This window comes from Pararhodobacter sp. SW119, assembly GCF_017811755.1.
Lineage (GTDB): Bacteria > Pseudomonadota > Alphaproteobacteria > Rhodobacterales > Rhodobacteraceae > Pararhodobacter.
Genome location: NZ_JADDJF010000012.1, coordinates 36,722 through 59,775, shown reverse-complemented (window position 1 = coordinate 59,775; position 23,054 = coordinate 36,722). Strand labels below are relative to the sequence as shown.

The following is a 23,054-nucleotide window of genomic DNA, read 5'->3' as shown; positions in this document are numbered from 1 at the left end:
GGGAGGGTTGGTATGCTGCGTGCGATTGTTGCCATTGTTCTGTTCCTGGGCGGGGCCTTGCCGGCGACGGCGGCGGGCCTGGCCCTGATCCTTGCCAACGAGGACCACGCCGAGTTGCGGCCGGTCCGCGGGATCGGCGATCTGGCCGAGGAGGCGGCGGCGCGTCTGGAAAGCGCGGGCTTCGCCGTATCCGTCACCCGCGACGCCACGACCACAGGGCTGCGCGATGCCCTGGCGGCGTTGGAGGCGGATCTGCGCGACAACGAAAACCCCCGCGTCGTGATCGTGCTGGCCGGGCATTTCGTGCATGCGGGCGCGCGCGCCTGGCTTCTGGGGACCGAGGCGGCGGCGCTGTCGCCGGTGCGGGCGGATGGCGTCGGCCTGCGGCTGGGCACGGTGCTGGCGCTGGCGGGCGCGCGGCCCGGCGGGGCCATCGTCGCGCTGGCGGAGAGCACGTTTCCGGGCGATCCGGGGCAGGGACTGATCGGTGGCCTGCCCGCCGCTATCGAGGTGCCGCAGGGGGTGACCTTGGTGCGCGGGCCGGCGGGGCAGATCGCGGGCTTCCTGCGCGCGGTCGGCCAGCCCGGCACGCGGGTCGAGGCCGCGCTGGCGCAAGGCCGGGCGTTGCGAGCCGAGGGGTTCCTGCCGGCGCATCTGCCCTTCCTGCCCGCGGATTTCAGCCCTGGCGAGGACGCCGAGCGCCGTGCCTGGGAAGCCGCTGAAGCCGAGGGCACCGAGGAGGCGCTGATCGCCTTTCTGGAAAACCAGCCCGAGGGCCGGTTCGCCGCCCGCGCCCGCGCCGCGCTGGAGGCGCAGGAGAACGCGCCCGAGCGGATCGAGGCGGCGCTTGGTCTCAGCCGGGACGAGCGGCGGGCGATCCAGCGCGATCTGACGCTTCTGGGGCGCGACACCCGCGGGATCGACGGCATCTTCGGTCCGGGCACGCGCGGCGCCATACGCAACTGGCAGCGCGCCAACGAATACGCGGATACCGGCTATCTGGACCGCGACCAGATCTTTCGCCTGGCGGCGCAGTCGGCCCGGCGCGCGGCCGAACTGGAAGCCGAGGCGCGCGAGCGGCAGGTCGAGATCGACCGCCAGGACCGTGCTTACTGGCGCGACACCGGCGCGGGCGCGGACGAGGCCGGGCTGCGCGCCTATCTGGACCGTTTTCCCGACGGCCTGTTCGCGACCATCGCGCGCGACCGCCTGGCTGGGATCGAAGGCGAGCGCCAGGCCGCCGCGCAGGCGCGCGATCGCGCGGCCTGGGACGCGGCAAGCGACGCCGACAGCCCGGGGGCCTACCGGCGCTACCTGGAGGCGTTTCCACAGGGCGCCTTCGTCGAGGCGGCGCGCGATCGGCTGGACGCGCTGACCGGGCGGCCCGGTCGTCCCGGGCGCCCCGACCCGGACGCCGAGGCCATCGCGCGCGCCAACGAGGAGGCGCTGGGACTGCCGCGGATGATGCGGAACCTGATCGAGCGGCGGCTGGACGCCCTGGGCCACGATCCGGGCCTGGTCGATGGCGAGTTCGACGCCGACACGCGGCGGGCGATTCGCCGCTATCAGCGGTCGAACGACCTGCCGGTGACCGGCTACGTGACCGAGCAGGTGGTGTCGCGCCTGTTGATGGGGGCGATCCTGCCGGGGATGGATTGACGCCGAGGTCGTGACAGGCGCGCGCGGACGGAACGCCCACCCACCCGCCCCGTTCCGCCCGCGCGCGCTGCATTGGCGGGGAACACGACAGGGGCGCACCGGCGGGCGCGCAACGAAAAACCGCCGCAGTTGCCTGCGGCGGTTCGGTCTGAAACGGTCCGAGGCCTCAGCCCTGGCGGGCCTTGAACTTCTTCTGGGTCTTGTTGATCACGTAGACGCGACCCTTGCGACGCACGATCTGGCAGTCGCGGTGGCGCTGCTTCAGCGAACGCAGCGAATTTCTGACCTTCATCGGCCTTCTCCTCTTCGCGGCGCCGGCGCGCCTTGAAACCAATGCGCCCCGTCCGGGGCGCGGCGAACTCGGTGCCCCCTTGGAGGGAGGCGGATGGCTGCCCCTCGCGGAGCGCAAACAACGCTCCGACGGAGCGATGGTGGGCGCGACAAGGTTCGAACTTGTGACCCCTACGATGTCAACGTAGTGCTCTACCGCTGAGCTACGCGCCCTGACCGGAGCGGCGGCACCGCGCCCGGACAGCGACCGGGTCTATAAAAGGAGTCGGGACCATGTTCAAGGGGTTTCCGCATTCCCGATCCTGGGCCATAGTAGGCGATCATGGAGGTCCGCATGCCCCTTGCGGTGCAGGTCATCGAGCCGGTCGAGACGACCAGCCACGTCGTCTTCGCCTCGCCGCACAGCGGGCGTCTCTATCCGTCCGACCTGCTGGCGCGGGCGCAAGTGGATGCGCGCACGCTGCGTTCGTCCGAGGATGCCTTCGTCGATCTGCTGGTCGCCGATGCGCCGGCCTTCGGCGCGCCGCTGGTCACCACCGAGGTGCCGCGCGCCTATGTCGATTTCAACCGCGGCGAGGACGAGTTCGATCATGCGCTGATCGAAGGCGTGGCGCGCGGCGCGCTCAATCCGCGGGTCGCGTCGGGGCTGGGGGTGATCGCGCGCGTGGTGGCGAACGGTCGGCCGATCTATCGCGGCCGGCTGACCCGGGCCGAGGCCGAGGCGCGCATCGCGCGCTACTGGCGGCCCTATCACCAGGCGCTGGACGCGCTTCTGCAGCGCCAGCGCGCGCGCTTCGGGCAGGTGGTGCTGTGCGACATGCATTCGATGCCGCACGAGGCGATCTGCGCCCATGCCGGCCGGCCGGAGGTGGTGCTTGGCGATCGCTACGGCGCGGCCTGTGCGCCCGGCGTCCTGGACCAGATCGAGGCGGTTTTTCGCAACGCCGGCTTGAAGGTCATGCGCAACGCGCCCTTTGCCGGCGCCTATGTCGCGCAGCACTATGGCCGACCGTCGATGGGCATGCACGCCATACAGATCGAGCTAGACCGCGCGCTCTACCTCGACGAGATGCGAATCGAACCCGGCGCCGGCTTCGCGGCGTTCCAGACGCTAATGCGCGGCATCGTCGCCGATATCGCCGCGCTTGGTCACGCCCCGGCGCAGCGCGGACTCGCCGCAGAGTGAGTCGCGCGCCCGGCACCGCGCGCCGGCGGTCGACGGCCGCATCCTTCGTGTTGCATTGGCCGGTGAAACGAATAGCATTCGTGCACGCCGCTGCCCGTCTTTTCAGCATCAGGGGCCGCGGGCATTCGGCGCCTTCGATGCCGCCTGCAACCGACGCAAAACAGGGTATCAAGACCCTCATGTCCAACAAGGAGCGTTCCCCGTGACCAGATCCGTCCTGACTGCCGGCCTGATATGCGCCGCGCTTGCCCTGCCCGCCTCGGCGCAGACCAACATGCCTTTCGCGCTCGACTGGCGGTTCGAGGGGCCGGCGGCACCCTACTTCCTGGCCATCGACAACGGCCATTTCGACGACGAGGAACTCAGCGTCGAGGTGGCCGCGGGTCAGGGCTCGCTCGACGCGATCCCGAAGGTGGCGACGGGCGCGTTTCCGGTGGGCTTTGCCGACATGGCAAGCCTGATCAAGTTCATCGACCAGAACCCCGACGCGCCAGTCACCGCGATCATGATCCTCTACGACAAGCCCGCCTTCGCCATCGTCGGGCGCCGCAGCCTGGGGGTGAGCGAGCCGTCGGATCTGGAGGGGCGCCGACTGGGCGCGCCGCCGCCCGATGGTGCCTGGGCGCAGTTCCCGATCTTCGCCGCCGAACAGGAACTGGATGTCGACGCGATCACGGTCGAGCCCGTGGGCTTTCCGACGCGCGAGCCGATGCTGGCCGCGGGTGAGGTCGACGCCGTCACCGGCTTCAGCTTCACAAGCTACCTGAACACGGTCCGGCTGGGGATCGACCCCGACGACATCTCGGTCATGCTGATGGCGGACTACGGGCTGGCGCTTTACGGCAACGCGATCATCGTGAACACCGATTTCGCCGAGGCGAACCCCGAGGCGGTGACCGGTTTCCTGCGCGCGGTCGCGCACGGGCTGCGCGATACCGTTGCGGACCCCGAGGCCGGCATCGCCGCCCTCGCCGAGCGCAACCCGGCGCTTGATTCCGAACTGGAACTGGAACGGTTGGAGATCGCGCTGCGCGACAACATCCTGACCGACTGGGTACGCGAGAACGGGCTGGGCAACATCGATGCGGACCGCTTCGCGCTCTCGCTCGAGCAGATCGCGATGACCTACGAGTTCCAGACCGAACCCGATGCGTCGCGCTACTTCACCGACGCCTATCTGCCCGACGACGGCAGCCTGACGATGGAATGAGGCGGCGCACGGCGCGGTCCGGACGGGTCCGGCCCTTGCGGGGCCGGTCCCGGAACCGCGCAGTACCGGCAGGATGAAGGACGGCTCGGCTTGGGCAACCTGATCGAGATCAAGGGCGTGACGCACGCCTACAAGACCAAGCGCGGCCCGTTTCCGGTGCTGCGCGATCTGGACATCGTGATCCCCGAGGGCAGCTTTTGCGCCGTCGTCGGCCCCTCGGGCTGCGGGAAATCGACGCTGACGCGGCTGATCGCGGGGCTGATGTTTCCCGACGAGGGCGAGGTCTGGCTGCATGGCGAACGGGTGACGAGCCCGCGCAAGACCGTCGGCATGGCGTTCCAGAACCCGGTGCTGCTGGAATGGCGCACGATCCTGCAGAACGTGATCCTGCCGCTGGAGATCGTCGCCCCGCGCATGCCTAGGCGCGAGAAGGAGGCGCGCGCGCGCGAACTTCTGGCCCTCGTCGGTCTGGAGGGGAACGAGAACAAGCGCCCGTCGGAACTGTCGGGCGGGATGCGCCAGCGCGCCTCGCTCTGTCGGTCGCTGGTGCACAAGCCCGACGTGCTGATCCTGGACGAGCCCTTCGGCGCGCTCGACGCCTTCACCCGCGAGGATCTGTGGCAGACCATGCACGAGTTGCGCGTGAAGGAGCCGGTGACGGCGGTGCTGATCACGCACGACCTGCGCGAAAGCGTCTACCTGGGCGATCAGGTCGTGGTGCTGTCGGGCCGCCCGGCGACGACACAATACGTCATGGACATCGATCTGCCCGGGCCGCGGCCGCTGGAAATGATCTACACGCCCGAATCCGTCGAACGGCTGGCGGTGCTGCGCAAGCAGATCCAGATCGCCCAGGGCCGGGCAGAGGTGGAGGCATGAACATCACCTGGCAAAAAGTGCTGGTGCCGCTGATCGCCATGGCGGTGCTGCTGCTCGCCTGGGAAGCGCTGGTCTGGTACATGGGCTGGCCGAAGTTCAAGATGGCCGCACCCTCGGACCTGTGGCCGGCCTACGTCCGGTTTCAGGAGCTGTTCTGGATCTACGGCTGGCAGACGCTGTGGCGCACCATCGCGGGGCTGCTGCTGGCGGTGGTCTTCGGCACCTTGATCGGCATGGTCATGGGCCTCAGCCGGATCATGAACGACGCGCTCTATCCGATCCTGGTGGGATTCAACGCGATCCCCAAGGCCACCGTGGTGCCGGTGGTGGCGCTGATGTTCGTCGGCCAGCACGATTTCAACACGATCCTGATCGCCTTCCTGATCTCGTTCTTTCCCATCGCCGTCTCGGTCGCCATCGGGCTTTCCACGCTGGAGCCCGAATACCGCGACATCCTGCGCTCGCTCGGCGCCTCGCGCTTCACCGTCTTCTGGAAGATCGCGTTGCCGAAGACCCTGCCCGAATTCTTCGGCGCGCTGAAGGTCGCGGTGACGCTGGCCTTCATCGGCACCAACCTGGTGGAGATCATTACCCCCCACGGCCGTGGGCTGGGCCACCTCTTCCAGTCGGCGCAGATCAATTCCGACTTCCCGCTGATGTTCGCGGTCCTCATCGCGCTCGCCGTACTCGGGATCTTCCTCTACTACATCGTCGTCGCGCTGGAACGCATCTTCGCCGGCTGGGCCGAGCGTAGCCCCACCTGACACCGCAGTGATCTGCACCCCCGCGCCGCACAACCGGAGTTTGCAGGAAATTCATTGACTCACCAAGGGTCGTGAGGGACAATAACGTTAACGACTTGCGTGGCAGAGGCAGGGTGGGCCGCGCGGGCATTTTCATTTGATTTTTGTTTACGGGTCGCGGCTGGGCTTTGCGTCGGCGACCGTCGCATGGCCATTCGCGGACCGGAAAAGAGAGGTCTGCCATGCCTGTACCTGCCGCCGAAAAGGATCAGAAAGCCGCTAAGGGCCGTGCCGACGGCAGCGCGAAGACGGTGGCGCAGCACGCGATCACCGTGGTCGGCACCGTTGTCCTGGCGCTTTCATTGGTCTGGATGCTGCTGGGCGCCGGCCAAGGCTTTCAGCTGGAAATGGACGGCCTGAAGCCGAAACTGGTGGTCGCCGCGCGGGAAGAGGCCCTTGGCCGGGTAATCGACGCGGCCCTCGTCGCCGACGCGCGCGAGACGCACGCGATCCTTCAGGCGCGGGACTTCCACCAGCCGGATTCGATCCCGCTGGAAACCATACCGACGATCCTCGACAGCCAGCTCGACATTCACGCGGTGCTGACGCGTGCCCTGTTGCGGGATCGCGGGTTCTTTCGCGTCAGCGACCCGGCGCTGATCACGGCGCTGGCGAACCTGTCGCCGACCGATCCGGCCTCCGGGCAGCTGCGGCAGATGCTCTTCAACCTCGAAGGCCCTTTCGCCCGCCCCAACACGCTGGACGGCGCTCGCGGGCGGTTCATCACCGAGGTTCTGGAAAGCCGCCCCGCCGACGACACCCTGGTTGCCGAGATCTGGTCGGGCTTCATCGCGCAATCGTTGTCCTTCCTCTATCCCGAGTTGCGGGCCAACCTCGTGCCTTCGAACATGCCGGTCAGACTGCAGATCGGCGAGGGCGGCAACGTCGTCTGGAACGCCGCCGCCTGCAATGGCAGCGACCTTTCGCGCAAGTTCCTGCAACTCTGGCAGGAAACGCCGGACGGCGCGATGATCGAACTGCCGGTCACCGTCTTCGTTCGGGAAACCCTGCCGATCAACCATTGCCGGGGCGAGCCGCTGAAGCTGATCGACATCGCCCGCGCGCGCGAGGCGAAGCTGGGTCTGCCGAACGAGTTGCACGCGAGCCTGATGGCAGAGGCCTCGTCGATCGAGAATGGCCGGCTGCGCTTTTCCTTCGCGATCTTTCCGGCCGGGGTTGCGCCGTCGGCGCCACCCGAGCCGCCACAACAAAGCGGAATCAACAATGGTCATACGGATGCCGATGCCGGTTAAGTTCCTGTTCGCCGGGGTGTTCTGCGTGCTTGTGTCCGGCTTCGGCCCAGCGGCCGCAGTGGCGCAGCAGCAGGCGTCCTGCACCTATCAGGGGCGGGTCGTTCCGCATGGGACGCAGATCGGCGTGCTGCGCTGCCAGAACGGACGCTGGGTGCGGGCATCGGGCTAGGCGCCCGCGCGCAGTCCCTCAATCGACGCGTTCGCGCGCCTGCAGCCGCTGTTCGATCGCCTCGAGGCGTTTGAGAACCTCGTCGCGGTAGGCGTCGGTGGCGGCGTTCGATTCCACCGCATGGGCGTCCTGCATCGAGTTCACGATTAGGCCGACCAGCAGGTTCACCACCGCGAAGGTCGTGACCATGATGAAAGGCACGAAGAACGCCCAGGCGTAGGGATAGACCTCCATCACCGGGCGGACGATGCCCATCGACCAGGACTCCAGCGTCATGATCTGGAACAGCGAATAGGCCGAGTTGCCAAGGTCGCCGAACCAGTCGGGAAAGCTGTCCTGGAAAAGCTTGGTGGCCATCACCGCGCCGATGTAGAACAGCATCCCCATCAGCAAGAAGACCGACCCCATCCCCGGCAGCGCGCGGACGAACCCCTCGACCACCCGGCGCAGCGACGGCGAGACCGAGATCACGCGCAGCAGGCGCAGAATGCGCAGCGCGCGCAGAACACTGAAGGTCTGCGCGCCGGGCACCAGCGAGATGCCGACGATCACGAAGTCGAAGATGTTCCAGCCGTTGCGGAAGAAACTCAACCGCTGGGAATAGAGCTTCAGCGCGATCTCGATGACGAAGACGGTCAGGCACGCGGTATCGAGCGCGATGATCAGTGGACCGGCGGTGTCCATGATCGCGTACGAGGTTTCCATGCCGAGCAGCACGGCATTGAAGAGGATCACGCCGATGATCCCCTGGCGCACCCAGGCCTGGTCCAGAAAGCGGGCTACTCGTTCGCGGTTGGTCATGCCGTGTCGTTCCTTGTCTTGCCTGGGCCGGACGGTAACGGGCCTTCCATCCCGCGCCATATGGCGGCTTCGGCCGCGCGCCGCAAGTTCCCGCTTGGCTGCGCTTTTGCGTGGACCGACCGGCTCGTCACGCGCTCCCCATGACCTGATCCAGTCATGTCACCGGCTGATGTCCACCGCGTGACGCCGGGGGGCGGTGCATGCGCCAGAAGTTTCATTGCGGTTAACGACAAGCCTTTCGTTATGTCTATCAATGACTTGCCGAAGTGCTCAAATTTGAGCACCCCACCCTGATCGCCTCCTTCGCCCGGCGCAGGCGCCAGCCGAGGCTGCTGCCCGCCCCCGCGGCCTACACCGCCGCATGACCGGCGTCGCGGCTCAGGCGCGCCACAAGCTCCACATGCGGCGACCAGCGGAACTGATCCACCACCTGCACCCAATCGATCCGGTAGCCTGCCCCGGTCAGGATGCGGGCGTCCCGGGCAAAGGTCACCGGGTTGCAGGAGACCGCGGCGATGACCGCCGGCGCAGCGCGGCCGGCGGCGACGATCGCGCGCGCCTGCGCCTCTGCGCCGGCGCGGGGCGGGTCGATGACCAGCCCGTCGAAACGCGCCAGCTCGTCGGCCAGAAGCGGGCGGCGGAACAGGTCGCGGGCCTCGGTCGTGACCCGCCTCAAGCCCGGCGCGCCGCGCCAGCCGGCGTCCAGAGCGTCCAGCATCGCGGCGTCGCCTTCGACCGCGTGCACCTCGGCCCCCTCGGCCAGCGGCAGCGCAAAGGTGCCGCAGCCGGAGAACAGATCGGCGACGCGCCGCGCCCCGGTCAGCGCTTCGGCCACCCTTGCGCGCAGCGCGGCCTCGCCCTCGGCCGTCGCCTGCAGGAAGGCGCCGGGCGGCGGGGTGACGCGGGCGCGCCCCATCGGCAGCGTCGGCGGTTGCGGCTGGTAGACCGCCTCGCCCTCCCAGGTCAGGCGGGCAAGCCGTTGCATCGCGGCAAGCTGCGGCAGCGCCCTGCGCAGGTCGGCATCCAGCGGCTTGCCGCCGCTCACGGTGACATCCACGCCCTGCTCGACGGCGGTGACGGTCAAAGCCATCTCGCCCTTGCGCGAGGCGCCGGTGGCGACCAGTCCCGCCAGCCCCGGCAGCGCCGCCATCAGCGCCGGGACCAGCAGCAGGCAGTCGGGGATCGCCGTCAGCGTGTCCGACCCGCGCGCGTGAAAGCCGACCAGCGCCCCCGATTTCAGCCGTCGGCCGGCAAGGGTGGCGCGCCGACGGCTGGATCGGGGCGATGTCTGGATCGGCCGAAAGGACGCTGACACCCCCTGTGCGGCAAGGGCCGCCTCGACGACCTGCCGTTTCCAACCTGCCACGAACCCGTCCGACGCGTGCTGCAGCGCACACCCGCCGCAGGCGCGGTAGTGCCGGCAAGGTGCGGCGACACGGTCGGGCGAGGGCTGCAGGATTCGCGGCTGCGCGATCCGCCCCGCTTCGACCTCGCCCTCGACCACCTCGCCGGGCAGGGTGCGGGCGACGAAGACGCCTTCCGCCACGCCATCGCCGCGATGGCCCAGCCGTTCGACGGTCAGCTGCATGGCGCCGGTACCGCCGGGCTGAAGGCGTAACCCTCGGGCGACAGGATCGTGGCCTCGCGCAGCCCGTGGGGTTTGTCGGCAGGCGGTTCGATCACCAGCCCGCCGGCGGTTTCGGCGCGCCCGCAGGCCGCATCCGGGTCGATGCCGAAAAGATAGACCTGCGCCCCGGCCCCGCGCGGGGGCTCTTCGGGCAATAGCCCGTGCAGCGGGTGGCGGGCAAAGGTTGCATCACGGTGCAACTGGATCAGCGTTTCGCCGTGGCGGACCAGCGCGAAATCGTCGCTCAGCCGATGGATCGTCAGGCCGAAGACCGCCTCCAGAAACGCTGCCATCTTGCGCAGATTGCGGCACAGCAGGTTCAGCCCCAGCCCCCGCAGGCTGCGTCCGAAATCCGCCGGGCTGACGGTTTCCAGGTCCATCAGACCGCCTCCTCGACCCCGATGAACCCGCCCGACTGGCGGGTCCAGAACCGCGCATAGACACCCCCCTGTGCCAGCAGGTCGTCATGCGTGCCTTCCTCGACGATGCGCCCGGCCTCCAGGACGATGATGCGGTCCATGCTGGAGATGGTCGACAGCCGATGCGCGATCGCCAGAACCGTCTTGCCGCGCATCAGATGCTCCAGCGCCTCCTGCACCTGCGCCTCGACTTCGGAATCGAGCGCGCTCGTCGCCTCGTCCAGCACCAGGATCGGCGCATCCTTCAGGAAGGCGCGGGCCAGTGCGATCCGCTGCCGCTGTCCGCCCGACAGCCGGACACCGCGCTCGCCCAGGTGCGCGTCATAGCCCGCACGCCCCATGTGGTCGCGCAGATCGGCGATGAAGTCATGCGCCTGCGCCGCGCGCGCCGCCGCCTCGACCTCGGCGCGGCTGGCGTCGGGGCGCCCGTAGCGGATGTTGTCGAAGGCCGAGCGGTTGAACATCGCGGTTTCCTGCGTGACCATGCCGATCTGCCGGCGCAGGCTTTCCTGTGTCAGGCGGCGCACGTCCTGCCCCTCGACCAGCACGCGCCCGGCTTCGACGTCGTAGAGCCGCAGCAGCAGGGCCACCAGCGTCGACTTGCCCGCGCCCGAGGCTCCGACGATGCCGATCTTTTCGCCCGGCCGGATGTCGAGGTTGATCCGTTCGACGCCGCCCGCCTGCCGGCCATAGGCAAAGTCCACGTTCTCGTAGCGGACGGCCCCGGTGATCGCCCCCAGGTCCACGGCATCGGGCGCGTCGACGAAGGTGGGTCGCGCCGTCAGCGTCTTCATCCCGTTCTCGACCTCGCCCAGGTTGCCGTAGATCGTCATCAGCACGAAGCTGACCCAGCCGGTCATCTGTGCGATACGGATGGCGATGGCGCCGGCGGCGGCGATGTCGCCGGGGCTGGCCTGGCCCAGCGTCCAGAGCCAAGCGGTGCCGCCGATCAGCAGCACCGGCAGAATCCCCGCAACCGTCATCAGCCAGAAGCGGAACGCCGCCTGCACCTGGCCGAAGTCGATCGAGCGGTCGCGGAAGACGTCCATCGCATTCAGCGCGGCGCGGTCTTCATGTTCTGAATGGGCGAACAGCTTGACGGTCTTGATGTTGGTGATCGTGTCGACGACCTGACCCGAGACCATCGCCCGCGCCCCGGCCCGCGCCCCCGACTTGGCACGTACATTCGGCAGGAAATGCCGGATAAGGACGAAGTACCCGATCATCCACACTGCCAGCACCACCGCCATACGCAGATCTATCGTGACCAACAGCACGACCGAGCCGATGATCGAGGCCAGCGCAAAGGCCACGGTGTTGATCGACTCGTTCGCCACATCGGTCAGCGCGCGCGCCGTCTGCACTTGTTTCTGCGCGATCCGGCCGGCGAAGTCGTTGTCGAAAAAGGTCACCGGCTGGCCCAGCGTCCAACGGTTGAGCCGCGCCTGCACCAGCACGTTCACGTTCGGCTGCACCACGATCGTGTTCGCCGCCGAGGAGGCGCCAAAGGCCAGCGGCCGCAGCACGATGAAGAAAGCCGCGAAACCCGCCAGCAGCAGCCAGTTCTCGGCGAAGAAGGCGCCGGGGCCGGACTCGAGCGCGGCATCGATCACCGCGCCCAGGATCAGCGCCGAGAGCACCTCCATCACGCCCGCCAGCGCCGAGATCGCGGCGGCCGACAGCAAGACCGGCCAGGCGCCCGACAGCCCCCAGTGAATGAACCGCCACAGCGTCGCGGGCGGCGGCCCCGGCGCCGGCTGGAACGGGTCGATCAGATCGGCCAGTTTCATGCCCGCGCGCCCTTCTTCATATGTCCGGAAATATCCCGGGGGGTGAATTGGCGCAGCCAAGAGGGGGGCAGCGCCCCCCTGCCGACCTGCCGCAAAAGCCGACCGCTCACTCCGCCGCCTCCTCGATCCCGATGAAGCCGCCCGACTGCCGCGCCCAGAACCGCGCGTAAAGCGCGCCGCGATCCAGCAGTTCCGCATGGGTGCCTTCCTCGACGATGCGGCCGTCGTCCAGCACCACGATCCGGTCCATCCGGGCGATGGTCGACAGCCGGTGGGCGATGGCGATCACGGTCTTGCCCTCCATCACGCCGTAAAGCGTCTCCTGGATGGCGGCCTCGACCTCGGAATCGAGCGCGCTCGTAGCTTCGTCCAGCACCAGGATCGGCGCATCCTTCAGGATCACGCGCGCGAGCGCGATGCGCTGCCGCTGCCCACCGGACAGCTTCACGCCGCGCTCGCCGACACGGGCGTCGTAGCCCGGATTGCCCTCGGCATCGGCAAGGCCGGCGATGAATTCATGCGCCTCGGCCCGTTCTGCGGCGGCGATCATCTCGGCTTCGGTCGCGTCCGGCCGACCGTAGAGGATGTTCTCGCGGACGGAGCGATGCAGCAGCGCGGTGTCCTGCTGGACCATGCCGATCCGCGCGCGCAGGCTGTCCTGCGTCACGCGCGTCACGTCCTGCCCGTCGATCAGGATGCGCCCGCGCTCGGGGTCGTAGAAACGCAGAAGCAGCTTCACCAGCGTCGACTTGCCCGCGCCGGAGCGGCCGACGATACCCAGCTTCTCGCCCGGCTCCACCGTCATCGACAGGTCCTGCAGCCCGCCGGATGGCCGCCCGTAGTGATGCGTCACGCCCTGCAACTCGATCCGCCCCTCGGTGAACTCCAGGGGTTTCGCATCCGCCGCGTCGATAAGGGTGATCGGCTGGGCGATGGTCTCCATCCCCTCGGCGACGACGCCGAGGTTGCGAAAGAAGCTGGACACCGCCCACATGATCCAGCCGGTCATCGCGTTCAGCCGCAGGACCAGCGCCGCGGCCGCGGCCACCACCCCCAGCGAGGCCGAGCCCGCGGACCACAGCCACACCGCCCAGCCGACCACCGCGACGATCAGGAAGCCGTTGATGATCGACAGCCCGACATCCATGATCGTGAAGATCCGCATTTCCTTCTGGAAGGTGTGGCGGGCGTGTTCGATCGCTTCCCTCGCGTAGTCCACCTCGCGCGCGTGGTGGGCGAAAAGCTTGACGGCGTGGATGTTCGTGTAGGCGTCGACCACCCGCCCGGTCACCGCCGAGCGCGCGTCGGCCGCCGCCTGCGAGGCCGGGGTCACGTGCCGGATCGTCCAGCGCACCAGCCCGACATAGAGCGCGAGCCAGACCAGCAGCGGGATCACCAGCCGCGGGTCGGCGCCCATCAGCAGGATCGCCGCGCCCAGGATATAAGCGATCGAAAAGCTGAGCGCGTCGAAGACCTGAAAGACCGCCTCGCCGGCCGCCGGCGGGGTCTGCATGATCCGGTTGGCGATGCGCCCGGCGAAGTCGTTCTCGAACCAGCCGACCGACTGGCGCAGCACCTGCCGATGCGCGCGCCAGCGGATGATGGTGCCGAAGTTGGGCAGGATGGCGTTGTTGATCAGCCCCACGTCCAGCATCTGCAGCACCGGGCGCACCAGCAGGATGAAAAGCGCCGCCAGCGCCAGTTCCCAGCCGTGCGCCGCCCAGAAGCCCGCCGCGCCGGTCGTTTCCAGCAGGTCGACGACGCGACCCAGGTACCACAGCAGACCCACCTCGATGAAGGCGACGATGACCGACATGACGGCGGCGGCGATGAAGACCCGGCGGAACGGCCCCATGTACTGGCGCAGGAACGGCCAGAGCCGTTGCGGCGGCCGGTCGCTTTCGGTGTAGACCACATAGGGGTCGACAAGGTTTTCGAAGAACTTGAGCACGGGGGGCGCGGTCCTGAACGGGTGCCGTGGAACTTAGCCCTTGCCGCGCTGAATGCAAAGGAGGCGCGCGTCGTCCGGCCCCGGGATCAGGCCGGTGTCGGGGTGCCTGGGCCCCTTTGACGGGCGCCGAAAGGGCGGCACAAGGAGCGGTCCGCTAGCGGACCGAAGGTCAAGCCTCAGAAAAACAAAGATTAAAGTCGTGATCGCAACCATTTCTAAAGGTTTGGTCTGCGGCGGGTGGGGGGCGTCAGTCGCCCAGCACCAGCGCCCGCAGCGCCGCGCGGTCGGGGGCGAAGTCCTGCGCGATCCAATGCGCCTCGGCGCGCTTGAGCGCGGCGCCCAGGGGGGGGCCGGACAGCGCCGGCGTCAGGTCGGCGGGGCGCAGGGGAAAGACCGATGCGGCACCGCGGTCGAGGTCGGCGCGCCATCCGTCGGGCAGCGGCGTCCCCTGGGTGGCGGCGCGGGCCAGCAGCGCGTCGGTCCCCAGGGCGCGGCCCAGACGGTAGCCCAGTGCCGCCGGGCGATCGTCGCCTTGGATCGCTGCGTGCAAGCGCGCGAGGTCGCGCGCCTCGGCCCGCGACAGGCGCAGCGCCTGCGACGGGTCCGGCCCGCCCAGCGTGGCCAACCTTCGCAGCCAGTCGCCGGGCGCACCCCCTTCCAGCGCGATCAGCCGGGACAGCGGACCGGCCGCGGCCCCCGGCAGCAGCGCCGCCAGCACGCCGATCACCTCCATCGCGGCGACGGCGGGCGCGGGGTCGGGCGCGGCCAGAAGCTTGCGCATCTCGGCGCCGACGCGCTCGCGCGACAGTCCGGCCAGCATGTCGACATGCGCCGCACAAGCCGCCAGCGCCTGCGGGTCGAGGCCGCCTTCGGGATCACCGTACTGGGCGTGAAAGCGAAAGAAGCGCAGGATGCGCAGGCAATCCTCGGCGATGCGGGCGTGCGGGTCGCCGACGAAGCGGATGCGGCGCGCCTGCAGGTCGGCCAGCCCGCCCAGCGGGTCCACCACCGTGCCGTCGGCGCGGGCATAGAGCGCGTTCATGGTGAAGTCGCGCCGCGCCGCGTCCTGTGCCAGATCGGTGGCGAAGGCCACGCGCGCGTGACGCCCGAAGGTCTCGACATCGTGGCGGAAGGTGGTGACCTCGTAGCCGGTGCCATCGACGACGATGGTGACCGTGCCATGGGCATAGCCCGTCGGCACCGCCTTCAGCCCCGCCAGGCCGGCCATGTGAAGCACGGTCGCGGGCAGGGCGTTGGTGGCGATGTCGACATCGGTGACCGGCGCGCCCAGAAGCGCGTTGCGCACGCAGCCGCCGACGCAGAACGCCTGGTAGCCGGCGCGCGCCAGCATCCCCAGCACCGCCTGCGTGCCGGCGCACGTCAGCCAGTCGCCCGATACCTTCATGCTTCGACCGCCCTCATGCCAGTCTTTCGGCCAGTTGGCGCAGCATCCGCGCCGTCGCCCCCCAGATGTAATAGGGCCCCCACGGGACGACATAGTAGCTGCGCCACTGGCCCAGCCAAAGCCGCCTTTCGACCCGGTAGCGGCCGGGATCGGCCAGATGGGCGAGCGGGACGAAGAACGCCTCCTCGACCTCGGCCTCCTGCGGGAAGGGCTGGAAGGGGGCGGTGACGCGGGCCAGCACGGGCGTCACGGTATAGCCGGTGACGGTCTCGTGCGTGGGCAGATGGCCCAGGGGTTCGACCAGACCACGGTGCAGGCCCACTTCCTCCTCGGCCTCGCGCAGGGCGGCGGCGGTGGCGTCGGCGTCGCCGGGGTCGATCTTGCCGCCGGGCAGAGAGATCTGGCCGGCATGATCCCGAAGCCCCGAGGCGCGCTTGGTCAGCAGTACGGACGCGCCCCCCGTGCCCGCGCCGATCGCGATGAGGACCGCGGCCGGGCGCAGCTTGCGCCCGGCCGGCAGCCGGTAGCCCGGATTCAGGTCGAAATCGGACGATCCCGTGCCGGGACCCGTCAGCGCCGCGCGCAACCGTTCAGGCGTCAGGTCCATGCTCGGTTCCATCGCCCGTGGGCTTGCTGGCCTCGAATCCCAGGGTTGCCGGGTCGAGGATGTAATGCGCGCCGCAGAACTGGCAGTCGGCGGTCACCGTGCCCGCGTCCGTGGTCATCGTGGCGATGTCCTTGGCCGAGTAGATCGACAGCGACTGGCGCACCTTCTCCTCGGAACAGGTGCAGCCGAAGGCGAGGGCCTGCGCATCGAAGACGCGCGGCGCTTCCTCGTGGAAGAGGCGCAGCAGCAGGTCCGTCGACTGGACCGAGGGGCCGATCAGTTCGATCTCCTCCACCGTGTCGAGCAGCAGGTTGGCGCGGTTCCAGTTCTCGGCCTCGTCGCCGTCGAGCACGTCTTCGGGCGCCAGCAAACCGCCTTCGCCGGTGGCCCCGCCGGTCGCGTGGGGCGAGGCCTTGGGCAGATGCTGCAGCATCACCCCGCCGCCGCGCCACAATTCGTCCCGGCCGGGCAGGCGCGAGCGGCCGAAGCCGGTGGCGAAACGGGTCGGCAACTGTTCGGACTGGGCGAAGTAGGTCTCGGCGCAGGCCGACAGCGAGCCGCCGGAGATGGGCGTGATCCCCTGGTAGGGGCTCATGTCGCGGCCCTGGTCGATGATCAGCGCGAAATACCCCTCGCCGATCTGGCTGAACGGGTCGGCGCCGGGGTCCAGTCGGTCGCGGTCGAAGCTGGCATAGCCGCGGATCCGGGCCGGGTTGCCGGCCTCGTCCGGGGCGAAGTAGTCGGTCGCGATCAGCCGCGCCGGCCCGTTGCCGCGGATCTGCAGCGACAGCCGCCAGCGTAGCTTCATGGTCTGGCCGATCATCGCGGTCAGCAGCGCGGCCTCGGCCACCAGCGCCTCGATCGGCGTGGGGTAGTCGTGCTGGCTCAGCACGCGCTGCAGGACGCCGTCCAGACGGACGACACGACCGCGGATGTCGCTGCGGTCAAGCTGGAAGGGCAGGACGGTGTCGTCCCAGGCGATTTGCGCACCGAGGGTCATGACGGGCCTTCGTTCAGGGCTTGGAATCAAGTCCTGCATATAGGAAGTGAGGACGCCGGTCCAAGGGGCAAGCCCGCGACCGCCCACCCGCTGCCCGAGGTAAGCCCATGATCCCACGCTATGGCGAGCCGCCCGAGACCGGCCGCCGCTACCGCCGCCGGCACGGCGTCTACGGGGTGCTCTGGCGCGACGGGCGCATCCTGCTGACGCATCAGACCGAACCGCACCCGGAGTTCCAGCTGCCCGGCGGCGGGATCGACCCCGGCGAAAGCCCGTTGCAGGCCCTCCACCGCGAGGTGCGCGAGGAAACCGGCTGGCGGATTGCGCCGCAGCGCCGGCTGGGAGCGTTCCGGCGGTTCACCTACATGCCGGAATACGACCTCTGGGCGGAAAAGCTGTGCACGATCTACCTGGCCCGGCCCCTGCGCCCGATCGCCCCGCCGTCCGAGCCCGGCCACAGCGCCCACTGGCTGCACCCAGCGGACGCCGCGCGACAGGTCGGAAACCCCGGCGATGCCGCATTTGTCATTGGGGTGATGCGAAAAATTCTTTCCTGAACGGCTCTGATTCGGCATCAAAAGAAAAAACAAGACAGGCAGACCGGGACATGTGGGTGATTCGCGTATTTCTTGCGGCGCTTCTGGCGCTGGCCTTGGCCGGCTGTTCAAGCGGGCCGCGCTTTCTGACCTATGACGGGCCCGAGGTGACGCGCGTCATCGTTGAGAAAAACTCGCGCTACATGCACCTGATGCACCACGACCAGGTGCTGAAAAGCTACCGGGTGCAACTGGGCTATCCCAACGGTCACAAGCAGCAGCGCGGCGACCGCCGCACGCCCGAGGGCGAATACACGATCGACCGGCGCAATCCGCGCTCGCGCTTCCACCTGTCGCTGGGCATTTCCTACCCCAACGAGCAGGACATCGAATTCGCGGCGGCGCGGGGCGTCAATGCCGGCGGCGACATCTTCATCCACGGGCGCGGGCCGAACCATCGGCGCGCGCGCGGCGACTGGACGGATGGCTGCATCGCGGTCGGCGACCGCGAGATCGAAGTGATCTATTCCATGATCCGCGACGGCACGCCGATCACGATCCTGCCGTGACCCCTCAGAGGCCGGCCATCGGCGTCGACGCGGCGCCGGTGGTCAATGCCCACCACAGCTTGCCGTTCGTTTCCTGATACCAGGCGAAGCCGATCTCGTTCATCTGCGGGTCGAGCAGCAGGCCGCGGGTTTCCCGCGCTTCCAGCCAGGCGGTCAGCGTTTCCAGTTCCGTCTCGAAGGTTTCCGAGATCAGCTCGCCCAGGAAGCGCCCGCCATAGCCCGCCCGATTCGCCCGGTCGATGGGCGAGGAGCCGTCCGAGCCGAAATGCCACGGACGCCCTTGGCGCGACATGTCGCGCGCATGCGCCGCCGCCGCCGATGACAGCCGGTCGTTGAGCTGAACGGGGCGCAGGCCGCGCCGCGCCCGCGCGGCATTGATGCCGTCGCGCATACGCGCCTGGACACGCGGGCCGTCGCCGGCGCCGATGCGGTAGACGGTGGGCACCGGTCGCCCATCAGGGCCGAGGCGCATGCCACCGGTGGTGGGCGCACAGGCAGCAAGCGCCGCCAGGGCGACCGAAACGACAGGCAGAAGAGGATTGGTCATGGCAATTCCGTTGGCGACTGGTTTTCCGTAACCGGACTGGCACGCCTTAACGGCTTGCAACACGAGATTCAAACGCAACTCGGCGTGAGCGGTTCCGTAAAAGTTGCCGGCGCGGCAGATTCGCCATAGAATTCACGGGTTCCGACCTGGGGGGGCAAGGAATGAGCAACGAATCGACCGGGCGCCTCAGCCGGCGCGTGTTTCTGGCGGCGGGTGCTGCCGCAGGGGGTGTACTGGCGGCGCCAGCGGTCTGGGCGCAGTCCGCCATGGCCAACAGCACCGAACTCGAAACCCCGGTGCGCGAGATCGTGCAGCGCAACATCATGAGCTTCACCACGCGGCGCTGGCGCGACCATTTTTCCAGCCTGCGGGGCGGCGCGATCCTGTGCGACACGCAGAGCCGCTGCGTGCACTTCTGGTCCGCCGACCAGAGCGTCTATCGCATCTATCCCTCCTCGGTCCCGATGACCGAGGAGATGACGCGGCGCGGGCGCACGCGGGTCGTGCAGAAGGTGGTCGGCCCCAGCTGGTCGCCTACGCCCAACATGCGGCGGCGCAACCCCGAATGGCCGCCCTACGTGCCGCCCGGTCCCGACAACCCGTTGGGAACGCACGCGCTTTACCTGTCGTGGCAATATTACCGGGTGCACGGAACGAACGATACCCGGAAGATCGGGCGACGCTCGTCGAACGGCTGCATCGGGCTTTACAACAATCATATCCAGGAGCTTTTCAGCTATGCCCGCGTGGGCACACAGGTGTTGCTAATTTGACGACATGACTGGGAAAGTACCCCTGTCTGCCGCAGACTCCCGTTGCTTTTTGCGGGTTGCGGTGTTTTCAGGAATAGGACGATCTGTCGTCTTGACTGCTCTGCATCGTCATCGCCTTGTGAGGCGATGTTGCGCAATTACTGGAGGTTGAAATGAAGAAACTTGCTCTTGCCGCGCTGTTCGCCGTTGTTGGTGGTGCTGCCATGGCTGGCGCTCTGGCCGATCCGATCATCGAGCCCGAGGTCATCGTCGAGCACTCGACGTCGTCGGCAGCCGGGATCATCATCCCGCTCCTGCTGCTGGTCGCCGCCGTGGTCGCGCTGCGCTGATCCAGGTCCTTCGGGACACGAAAAGGGCGCGGGTCTGACCCGCGCCCTTTTCTCATGCCCGCCCCCCCAACCGCGTTCCGACCGACAGCGACAGCGTCGCGCGCCGTTCGGCGGGGTATCGGCCGGTCCAACAGCCCCGCGATCGGCCCCCGGACCGGCATTTGATCCGTACCGTGGCGGACAACGCCGGTAGACCACCAGACAGGCTGGCGGCGGAGGTTGAAATTCGGTTAATTTTTCAGGCTTTGTCTGGCGATATCAGCGGTTTATCCGTCGGTCCGCTAGCGGACCGCCCCTGAAAACGCGCCGATCCGGCGCAAAAAGGCCGGATCGGGCGCCGGATTTAGCGCGTCCAGCCGGCCAGATTGTCCTCGATCACCGCGCAAAGCGCGTCGACATGCGCGGCGTCATCATTGAGGCAGGGGATATAGGTGAACTGCTCGCCGCCGGCCTCCTCGAAGCTTTCGCGGATCTCCTCGTTGATCTCTTCCAGCGTCTCGATGCAGTCGGCCGAAAATGCCGGCGCGATCACCGCCAGCCGCTTCACCCCCTGCTTCGCCAGTTCCGCGACATGGTCGACCGTGTAGGGCCGCAGCCACTCCTCTGACCCGAAGACCGACTGGAAGGTGGTCTGGACCTTGTCCTTCTCCCACCCCAGCCGCTCGCGCAGCAGCCGTGTCGTCTTGGCGCACTGGCAGTGATAGGGATCGCCCTCCATCAGGTAGCGCTTCGGCATGCCGTGGTAGGACGCGACCAGCACCTCGGGCTTTTCCGCGGCGGCATCCCAGGCTTTCTGCACCGACTGCGCCAGGGCCTCGATGTAGAGGGGATGGTCGAAATAGGGCGCGACGGTGCGCGCTGCGGGTTGCCATTTTTCCTTCATCAGCGCGCGGAAGAACTGGTCGCAGGCCGTGGCCGAGGTGGCGCCGGCGTAATGCGGATAGAGCGGGAAGAAGAGGATGCGCTCGCAGCCCGCCTCGACCAGCGCGCGGACCTTCGAGTCGGTCGAGGGGTTGCCGTAGCGCATGCAGAAATCGACCACGACCTCGCCGCCGAAGCGTTCGGTCATCCGTTCGGCGATGCGGGCGGTCTGGTCCTTGGTGATCGTCATCAGCGGGCTTTCGCCCTTGTCGTGGTTCCAGATCGATTTGTAGTTCGCGCCCGAGGTGAAGGGCCGCTTGGTCAGGATCACCAGTTGCAGAAGCGGCTGCCAGAGGAACGGCGAATAATCGATCACGCGGCGGTCCGACAGAAACTCGTTCAGGTAGCGCCGCATCGACCAGTAGTCGTAGTTGTCGGGGGTGCCGAGATTGGCCAACAGGATGCCGGTCCTGGCGCGCGTCACCGCCGGATGGTCCGCCGGTGCATGTGCCAGGCGTCCGCTGCCGGGGGTGTCCTTGTGAACGGGGCAGGCCCCGGCCTGCGCGGGGGCCGGTTTCGGGGCGGGCTGTGCATCAAGCATGGCGGGCATGGTCCTTGGCAACTTTCGGCTCAGGTAGCGGCGCGCGCCGCGGGTTCAATCCCTCGCGCCGGTCACGCGGCGCGGGGGTGCGGGTTAAAGCGGCTCCTCGGCGGTACCAAGCGCCTCGGCAAGGCGGGAGGCGGCCGAGCCGGGGCGCAGGGGCTTCGGCTGTGTGTCGGCGGGCGCCCAGCCGGTCAGGAAGACTGTCTCGATCGTGGCCGGCAGTCGACCCTCCGCGTCGCCCCACTGGCTGCGATAAATCGTCTCGGCCCGCGTCAGAACGGCGCGCGGCAGCGGTGCGCGATGCCGGCTGGCCAGCGCATTTCCCTCGCCCATGCCGCGCAGATCCGCGACGAGGTGGCGCAGATCACGGTAGAGCACGCGGCGCTTGACACTGTCGGCGACCGGCAGCGCCAACCCGGCACGTTGCAAGAGCCCCCCGAGATCCCGGATCTCGCCCATCGGCAGCACCCGGGGGGACAACCCGCCCAGCAGGTCGCTTTCCGCCTGTGCCAGCGCGGTGCGCAGTTCGTGCAGCGTCTGTCCGCCGAAAAGCGCGGCAATGAGCAGGCCATCGGGCCGCAAGGCGCGGCGGCACTGGATGATCTGTCCCAGCGGATCGTCGGCCCAGTGCAAGGTCAGCGCGTGGATCACCAGATCATGCGCACCCGGTTCGAGCGCCAGTACCGGCTCGTCCCCGACGATGCGCGCGCCGGGAATTCGGCTTTGCCAGATGCGCGGAAAGGGCGTGATCACGGCGGGGTCGGTAAAGGACCTGTTAACTTCTTTAAGCCTCTCCTCGACCTCGTCGGCGGTGTCCTGGTGCAGGAACAGGTCCGCCGTCCGTGCGGCGCGGCGGCGCTGCGCGGCAAGGCGGGTCCGGTCGGTCAGGGCGGGGGTCATGGTCTTGGTCATGGCAGTCCGGGCCGCGAAGTCAAGGGCAACGGGTCAGGAAAGGGGCGCGAATGGCCGGAAATGCACTGCGGATGGCAGCCCTCGAGCGGCTGGGTCCGGTCCTGCGCGGGGCGTTGCGTGTCGTCTATCCGCCGCAATGCCTGACCTGTGAGACCCCGGTCGCCGAGGAAGGCACGCTTTGCCCCGCTTGTTGGCCGGATGTTCGGTTGATCCACGGGCTGGCCTGCGACAAATGCGGCATTCCGCTGCCCGGCGAAAGCGCGACGGCTGTCCTCTGCGACGATTGCCTGACCATAGCGCGCCCCTGGGGACGGGGGCGGGCGGTCCTGCTCTACGGGGGCGGCGCGCGGCGGCTGGTCCTTGGGCTGAAGTACGGCGACCGGCACGACGTCGCCGCACCCGCGGGGCGGTGGATGGCGCGCGTGGCGCGACCGTTGCTGCGACCCGACAGCGTGATCGCGCCGGTACCGTTGCATTGGTGGCGGTTGTTCCGGCGGCGCTACAACCAGTCGGCCTTGCTGGCCGCGGCCCTGGCGCATGAGACGGGGGCCGAACTGGTGCCGGATCTTCTGATCCGAAACCGTCATACGGGCAATCAGGACGGTCGCAGCCGGGCCGACCGCTTTGCCAATCTGCACGGGGCGATCGTTGCCCGTCCCTCCCGGTCGCCGCGCATTGCGGGGCGGCATGTGCTGCTGGTGGACGACGTGATGACCTCGGGCGCGACGCTGGCCGCGGCGAGCGAGGCCTGTTTCAAGGCCGGCGCCGATGCCGTGGATGTCATCGCGCTTGCCCGTGTCGGGCGCGAGGAGACCGATTGAAACGTGCCGCGGCGGCCTGAAGGGTTCCCCTGCGCGCGCATCCGGACTACAT

24 protein-coding genes and 1 tRNA gene are annotated in these 23,054 nt (G+C 68.5%); 12 read left to right on the top strand and 13 right to left on the bottom strand.

The window, feature by feature from the left end; genetic code table 11:
* The first annotated feature begins 12 nt into the window (after positions 1-12).
* Complete coding sequence (locus IM708_RS09510) at positions 13-1,659, top strand: peptidoglycan-binding protein (protein ID WP_209426281.1); 1,647 nt, start codon at positions 13-15, stop codon at positions 1,657-1,659.
* A gap of 166 nt (positions 1,660-1,825) precedes the next feature.
* On the opposite strand, the gene ykgO is transcribed toward IM708_RS09510, so the two are convergent.
* Positions 1,826-1,951 carry a type B 50S ribosomal protein L36 gene (gene ykgO / locus IM708_RS09505; protein WP_071479794.1) on the bottom strand — a complete coding sequence of 42 codons (126 nt, stop codon included), beginning with the start codon at positions 1,949-1,951 and terminating at the stop codon, positions 1,826-1,828.
* Between the two features lie 137 nt (positions 1,952-2,088).
* Positions 2,089-2,163 (bottom strand) — tRNA-Val (locus IM708_RS09500).
* 121 nt (positions 2,164-2,284) lie between these two features.
* On the opposite strand from IM708_RS09500, the gene IM708_RS09495 reads away from it, so the two are divergent.
* From IM708_RS09495 to IM708_RS09470, 6 genes are all read left to right on the top strand, one after another.
* On the top strand, positions 2,285-3,136 hold the full coding sequence (locus IM708_RS09495; protein ID WP_209426280.1) for an N-formylglutamate amidohydrolase: 852 nt from the start codon (positions 2,285-2,287) through the stop codon (positions 3,134-3,136).
* A 202-nt stretch (positions 3,137-3,338) separates the two neighbouring features.
* Positions 3,339-4,346, top strand: coding sequence for an ABC transporter substrate-binding protein (locus IM708_RS09490; protein WP_348524958.1), 1,008 nt, complete (start codon positions 3,339-3,341; stop codon positions 4,344-4,346).
* A gap of 90 nt (positions 4,347-4,436) precedes the next feature.
* Complete coding sequence (locus IM708_RS09485) at positions 4,437-5,225, top strand: ABC transporter ATP-binding protein (protein WP_209426279.1); 789 nt, start codon at positions 4,437-4,439, stop codon at positions 5,223-5,225.
* The gene (locus IM708_RS09480; protein WP_209426278.1) at positions 5,222-5,989 is read left to right on the top strand and encodes an ABC transporter permease; all 768 of its coding nucleotides are present in this window, start codon (positions 5,222-5,224) and stop codon (positions 5,987-5,989) included. Before IM708_RS09485 ends, IM708_RS09480 begins: the two co-directional genes overlap by 4 nt.
* A gap of 221 nt (positions 5,990-6,210) precedes the next feature.
* A complete protein-coding gene (locus IM708_RS09475; RefSeq protein WP_209426277.1) occupies positions 6,211-7,281 on the top strand; it encodes a hypothetical protein in 1,071 nt (356 codons plus the stop codon).
* Entirely contained in the window at positions 7,253-7,450 is a 198-nt protein-coding gene (locus IM708_RS09470; protein WP_209426276.1) for a hypothetical protein, read from the top strand. Before IM708_RS09475 ends, IM708_RS09470 begins: the two co-directional genes overlap by 29 nt.
* A gap of 18 nt (positions 7,451-7,468) precedes the next feature.
* Here the strand turns inward: IM708_RS09470 and IM708_RS09465 are convergent, their stop codons facing one another.
* The 8 genes from IM708_RS09465 to IM708_RS09430 form a co-directional block, all read right to left on the bottom strand.
* Complete coding sequence (locus IM708_RS09465) at positions 7,469-8,251, bottom strand: ion transporter (RefSeq protein WP_209426275.1); 783 nt, start codon at positions 8,249-8,251, stop codon at positions 7,469-7,471.
* 349 nt (positions 8,252-8,600) lie between these two features.
* On the bottom strand, positions 8,601-9,839 hold the full coding sequence (locus IM708_RS09460) for a class I SAM-dependent RNA methyltransferase (protein ID WP_209426274.1): 1,239 nt from the start codon (positions 9,837-9,839) through the stop codon (positions 8,601-8,603).
* The gene (locus IM708_RS09455; RefSeq protein ID WP_209426273.1) at positions 9,830-10,258 is read right to left on the bottom strand and encodes a VOC family protein; all 429 of its coding nucleotides are present in this window, start codon (positions 10,256-10,258) and stop codon (positions 9,830-9,832) included. Before IM708_RS09455 ends, IM708_RS09460 begins: the two co-directional genes overlap by 10 nt.
* A complete protein-coding gene (locus IM708_RS09450; RefSeq protein ID WP_209426272.1) occupies positions 10,258-12,087 on the bottom strand; it encodes an ABC transporter ATP-binding protein in 1,830 nt (609 codons plus the stop codon). Before IM708_RS09450 ends, IM708_RS09455 begins: the two co-directional genes overlap by 1 nt.
* A 106-nt stretch (positions 12,088-12,193) precedes the next feature.
* Complete coding sequence (locus IM708_RS09445; RefSeq protein WP_209426271.1) at positions 12,194-14,038, bottom strand: ABC transporter ATP-binding protein; 1,845 nt, start codon at positions 14,036-14,038, stop codon at positions 12,194-12,196.
* Positions 14,039-14,285: 247 nt separating this feature from the next.
* Positions 14,286-15,443 (bottom strand): CCA tRNA nucleotidyltransferase, encoded by a 1,158-nt coding sequence (locus IM708_RS09440; RefSeq protein WP_209426270.1) that lies wholly within the window; start codon positions 15,441-15,443, stop codon positions 14,286-14,288.
* Positions 15,444-15,456: 13 nt separating this feature from the next.
* On the bottom strand, positions 15,457-16,050 hold the full coding sequence (locus IM708_RS09435; protein WP_209426269.1) for a CoA pyrophosphatase: 594 nt from the start codon (positions 16,048-16,050) through the stop codon (positions 15,457-15,459).
* Positions 16,034-17,050, bottom strand: coding sequence for an Hsp33 family molecular chaperone HslO (locus IM708_RS09430; RefSeq protein ID WP_209426268.1), 1,017 nt, complete (start codon positions 17,048-17,050; stop codon positions 16,034-16,036). The genes IM708_RS09435 and IM708_RS09430 overlap by 17 nt, the downstream gene beginning before the upstream one ends.
* A gap of 107 nt (positions 17,051-17,157) precedes the next feature.
* On the opposite strand from IM708_RS09430, the gene IM708_RS09425 reads away from it, so the two are divergent.
* Positions 17,158-17,607 (top strand): NUDIX hydrolase, encoded by a 450-nt coding sequence (locus IM708_RS09425; RefSeq protein WP_209426267.1) that lies wholly within the window; start codon positions 17,158-17,160, stop codon positions 17,605-17,607.
* A 50-nt stretch (positions 17,608-17,657) separates the two neighbouring features.
* On the top strand, positions 17,658-18,155 hold the full coding sequence (locus IM708_RS09420; protein WP_209426266.1) for a L,D-transpeptidase family protein: 498 nt from the start codon (positions 17,658-17,660) through the stop codon (positions 18,153-18,155).
* Positions 18,156-18,159: 4 nt separating this feature from the next.
* Here IM708_RS09420 and IM708_RS09415 read toward each other — a convergent pair whose 3' ends face one another.
* A complete protein-coding gene (locus IM708_RS09415) occupies positions 18,160-18,702 on the bottom strand; it encodes a CAP domain-containing protein (RefSeq protein ID WP_209426265.1) in 543 nt (180 codons plus the stop codon).
* A 161-nt stretch (positions 18,703-18,863) separates the two neighbouring features.
* On the opposite strand from IM708_RS09415, the gene IM708_RS09410 reads away from it, so the two are divergent.
* Positions 18,864-19,475, top strand: a complete 612-nt coding sequence (locus tag IM708_RS09410; protein ID WP_209426264.1) for a L,D-transpeptidase family protein — start codon at positions 18,864-18,866, stop codon at positions 19,473-19,475.
* A gap of 152 nt (positions 19,476-19,627) precedes the next feature.
* Positions 19,628-19,804 (top strand): hypothetical protein, encoded by a 177-nt coding sequence (locus IM708_RS09405; RefSeq protein ID WP_209426263.1) that lies wholly within the window; start codon positions 19,628-19,630, stop codon positions 19,802-19,804.
* A 343-nt stretch (positions 19,805-20,147) separates the two neighbouring features.
* On the opposite strand, the gene hemH is transcribed toward IM708_RS09405, so the two are convergent.
* Positions 20,148-21,266: a ferrochelatase gene (hemH, locus tag IM708_RS09400; RefSeq protein WP_209426262.1), complete on the bottom strand. Its 1,119-nt coding sequence runs from the start codon at positions 21,264-21,266 to the stop codon at positions 20,148-20,150.
* 93 nt (positions 21,267-21,359) lie between these two features.
* Positions 21,360-22,181: a methyltransferase domain-containing protein gene (locus IM708_RS09395; RefSeq protein ID WP_245243099.1), complete on the bottom strand. Its 822-nt coding sequence runs from the start codon at positions 22,179-22,181 to the stop codon at positions 21,360-21,362.
* Between the two features lie 89 nt (positions 22,182-22,270).
* Between IM708_RS09395 and IM708_RS09390 the strand changes: the two genes are divergently transcribed.
* The gene (locus tag IM708_RS09390) at positions 22,271-23,002 is read left to right on the top strand and encodes a ComF family protein (protein WP_209426314.1); all 732 of its coding nucleotides are present in this window, start codon (positions 22,271-22,273) and stop codon (positions 23,000-23,002) included.
* Positions 23,003-23,054: the final 52 nt, after the last annotated feature.

What these genes read in the sequence shown, in the direction of transcription:
- IM708_RS09495 (WP_209426280.1), top strand. Translation starts at nt 2,285, where the DNA reads ATGCCCCTTGCGGTGCAGGTCATCGAGCCGGTCGAGACGACCAGCCAC.
- IM708_RS09455 (WP_209426273.1), bottom strand. Translation starts at nt 10,258, where the DNA reads ATGGACCTGGAAACCGTCAGCCCGGCGGATTTCGGACGCAGCCTGCGG.
- ykgO (WP_071479794.1), bottom strand. Translation starts at nt 1,951, where the DNA reads ATGAAGGTCAGAAATTCGCTGCGTTCGCTGAAGCAGCGCCACCGCGAC.
- IM708_RS09430 (WP_209426268.1), bottom strand. Translation starts at nt 17,050, where the DNA reads ATGACCCTCGGTGCGCAAATCGCCTGGGACGACACCGTCCTGCCCTTC.
- IM708_RS09420 (WP_209426266.1), top strand. Translation starts at nt 17,658, where the DNA reads ATGTGGGTGATTCGCGTATTTCTTGCGGCGCTTCTGGCGCTGGCCTTG.
- IM708_RS09410 (WP_209426264.1), top strand. Translation starts at nt 18,864, where the DNA reads ATGAGCAACGAATCGACCGGGCGCCTCAGCCGGCGCGTGTTTCTGGCG.
- IM708_RS09440 (WP_209426270.1), bottom strand. Translation starts at nt 15,443, where the DNA reads ATGAAGGTATCGGGCGACTGGCTGACGTGCGCCGGCACGCAGGCGGTG.
- IM708_RS09465 (WP_209426275.1), bottom strand. Translation starts at nt 8,251, where the DNA reads ATGACCAACCGCGAACGAGTAGCCCGCTTTCTGGACCAGGCCTGGGTG.
- IM708_RS09405 (WP_209426263.1), top strand. Translation starts at nt 19,628, where the DNA reads ATGAAGAAACTTGCTCTTGCCGCGCTGTTCGCCGTTGTTGGTGGTGCT.
- IM708_RS09475 (WP_209426277.1), top strand. Translation starts at nt 6,211, where the DNA reads ATGCCTGTACCTGCCGCCGAAAAGGATCAGAAAGCCGCTAAGGGCCGT.
- IM708_RS09510 (WP_209426281.1), top strand. Translation starts at nt 13, where the DNA reads ATGCTGCGTGCGATTGTTGCCATTGTTCTGTTCCTGGGCGGGGCCTTG.
- hemH (WP_209426262.1), bottom strand. Translation starts at nt 21,266, where the DNA reads ATGCTTGATGCACAGCCCGCCCCGAAACCGGCCCCCGCGCAGGCCGGG.
- IM708_RS09480 (WP_209426278.1), top strand. Translation starts at nt 5,222, where the DNA reads ATGAACATCACCTGGCAAAAAGTGCTGGTGCCGCTGATCGCCATGGCG.
- IM708_RS09470 (WP_209426276.1), top strand. Translation starts at nt 7,253, where the DNA reads ATGGTCATACGGATGCCGATGCCGGTTAAGTTCCTGTTCGCCGGGGTG.
- IM708_RS09395 (WP_245243099.1), bottom strand. Translation starts at nt 22,181, where the DNA reads ATGACCAAGACCATGACCCCCGCCCTGACCGACCGGACCCGCCTTGCC.
- IM708_RS09435 (WP_209426269.1), bottom strand. Translation starts at nt 16,050, where the DNA reads ATGGACCTGACGCCTGAACGGTTGCGCGCGGCGCTGACGGGTCCCGGC.
- IM708_RS09460 (WP_209426274.1), bottom strand. Translation starts at nt 9,839, where the DNA reads ATGCAGCTGACCGTCGAACGGCTGGGCCATCGCGGCGATGGCGTGGCG.
- IM708_RS09450 (WP_209426272.1), bottom strand. Translation starts at nt 12,087, where the DNA reads ATGAAACTGGCCGATCTGATCGACCCGTTCCAGCCGGCGCCGGGGCCG.
- IM708_RS09425 (WP_209426267.1), top strand. Translation starts at nt 17,158, where the DNA reads ATGATCCCACGCTATGGCGAGCCGCCCGAGACCGGCCGCCGCTACCGC.
- IM708_RS09415 (WP_209426265.1), bottom strand. Translation starts at nt 18,702, where the DNA reads ATGACCAATCCTCTTCTGCCTGTCGTTTCGGTCGCCCTGGCGGCGCTT.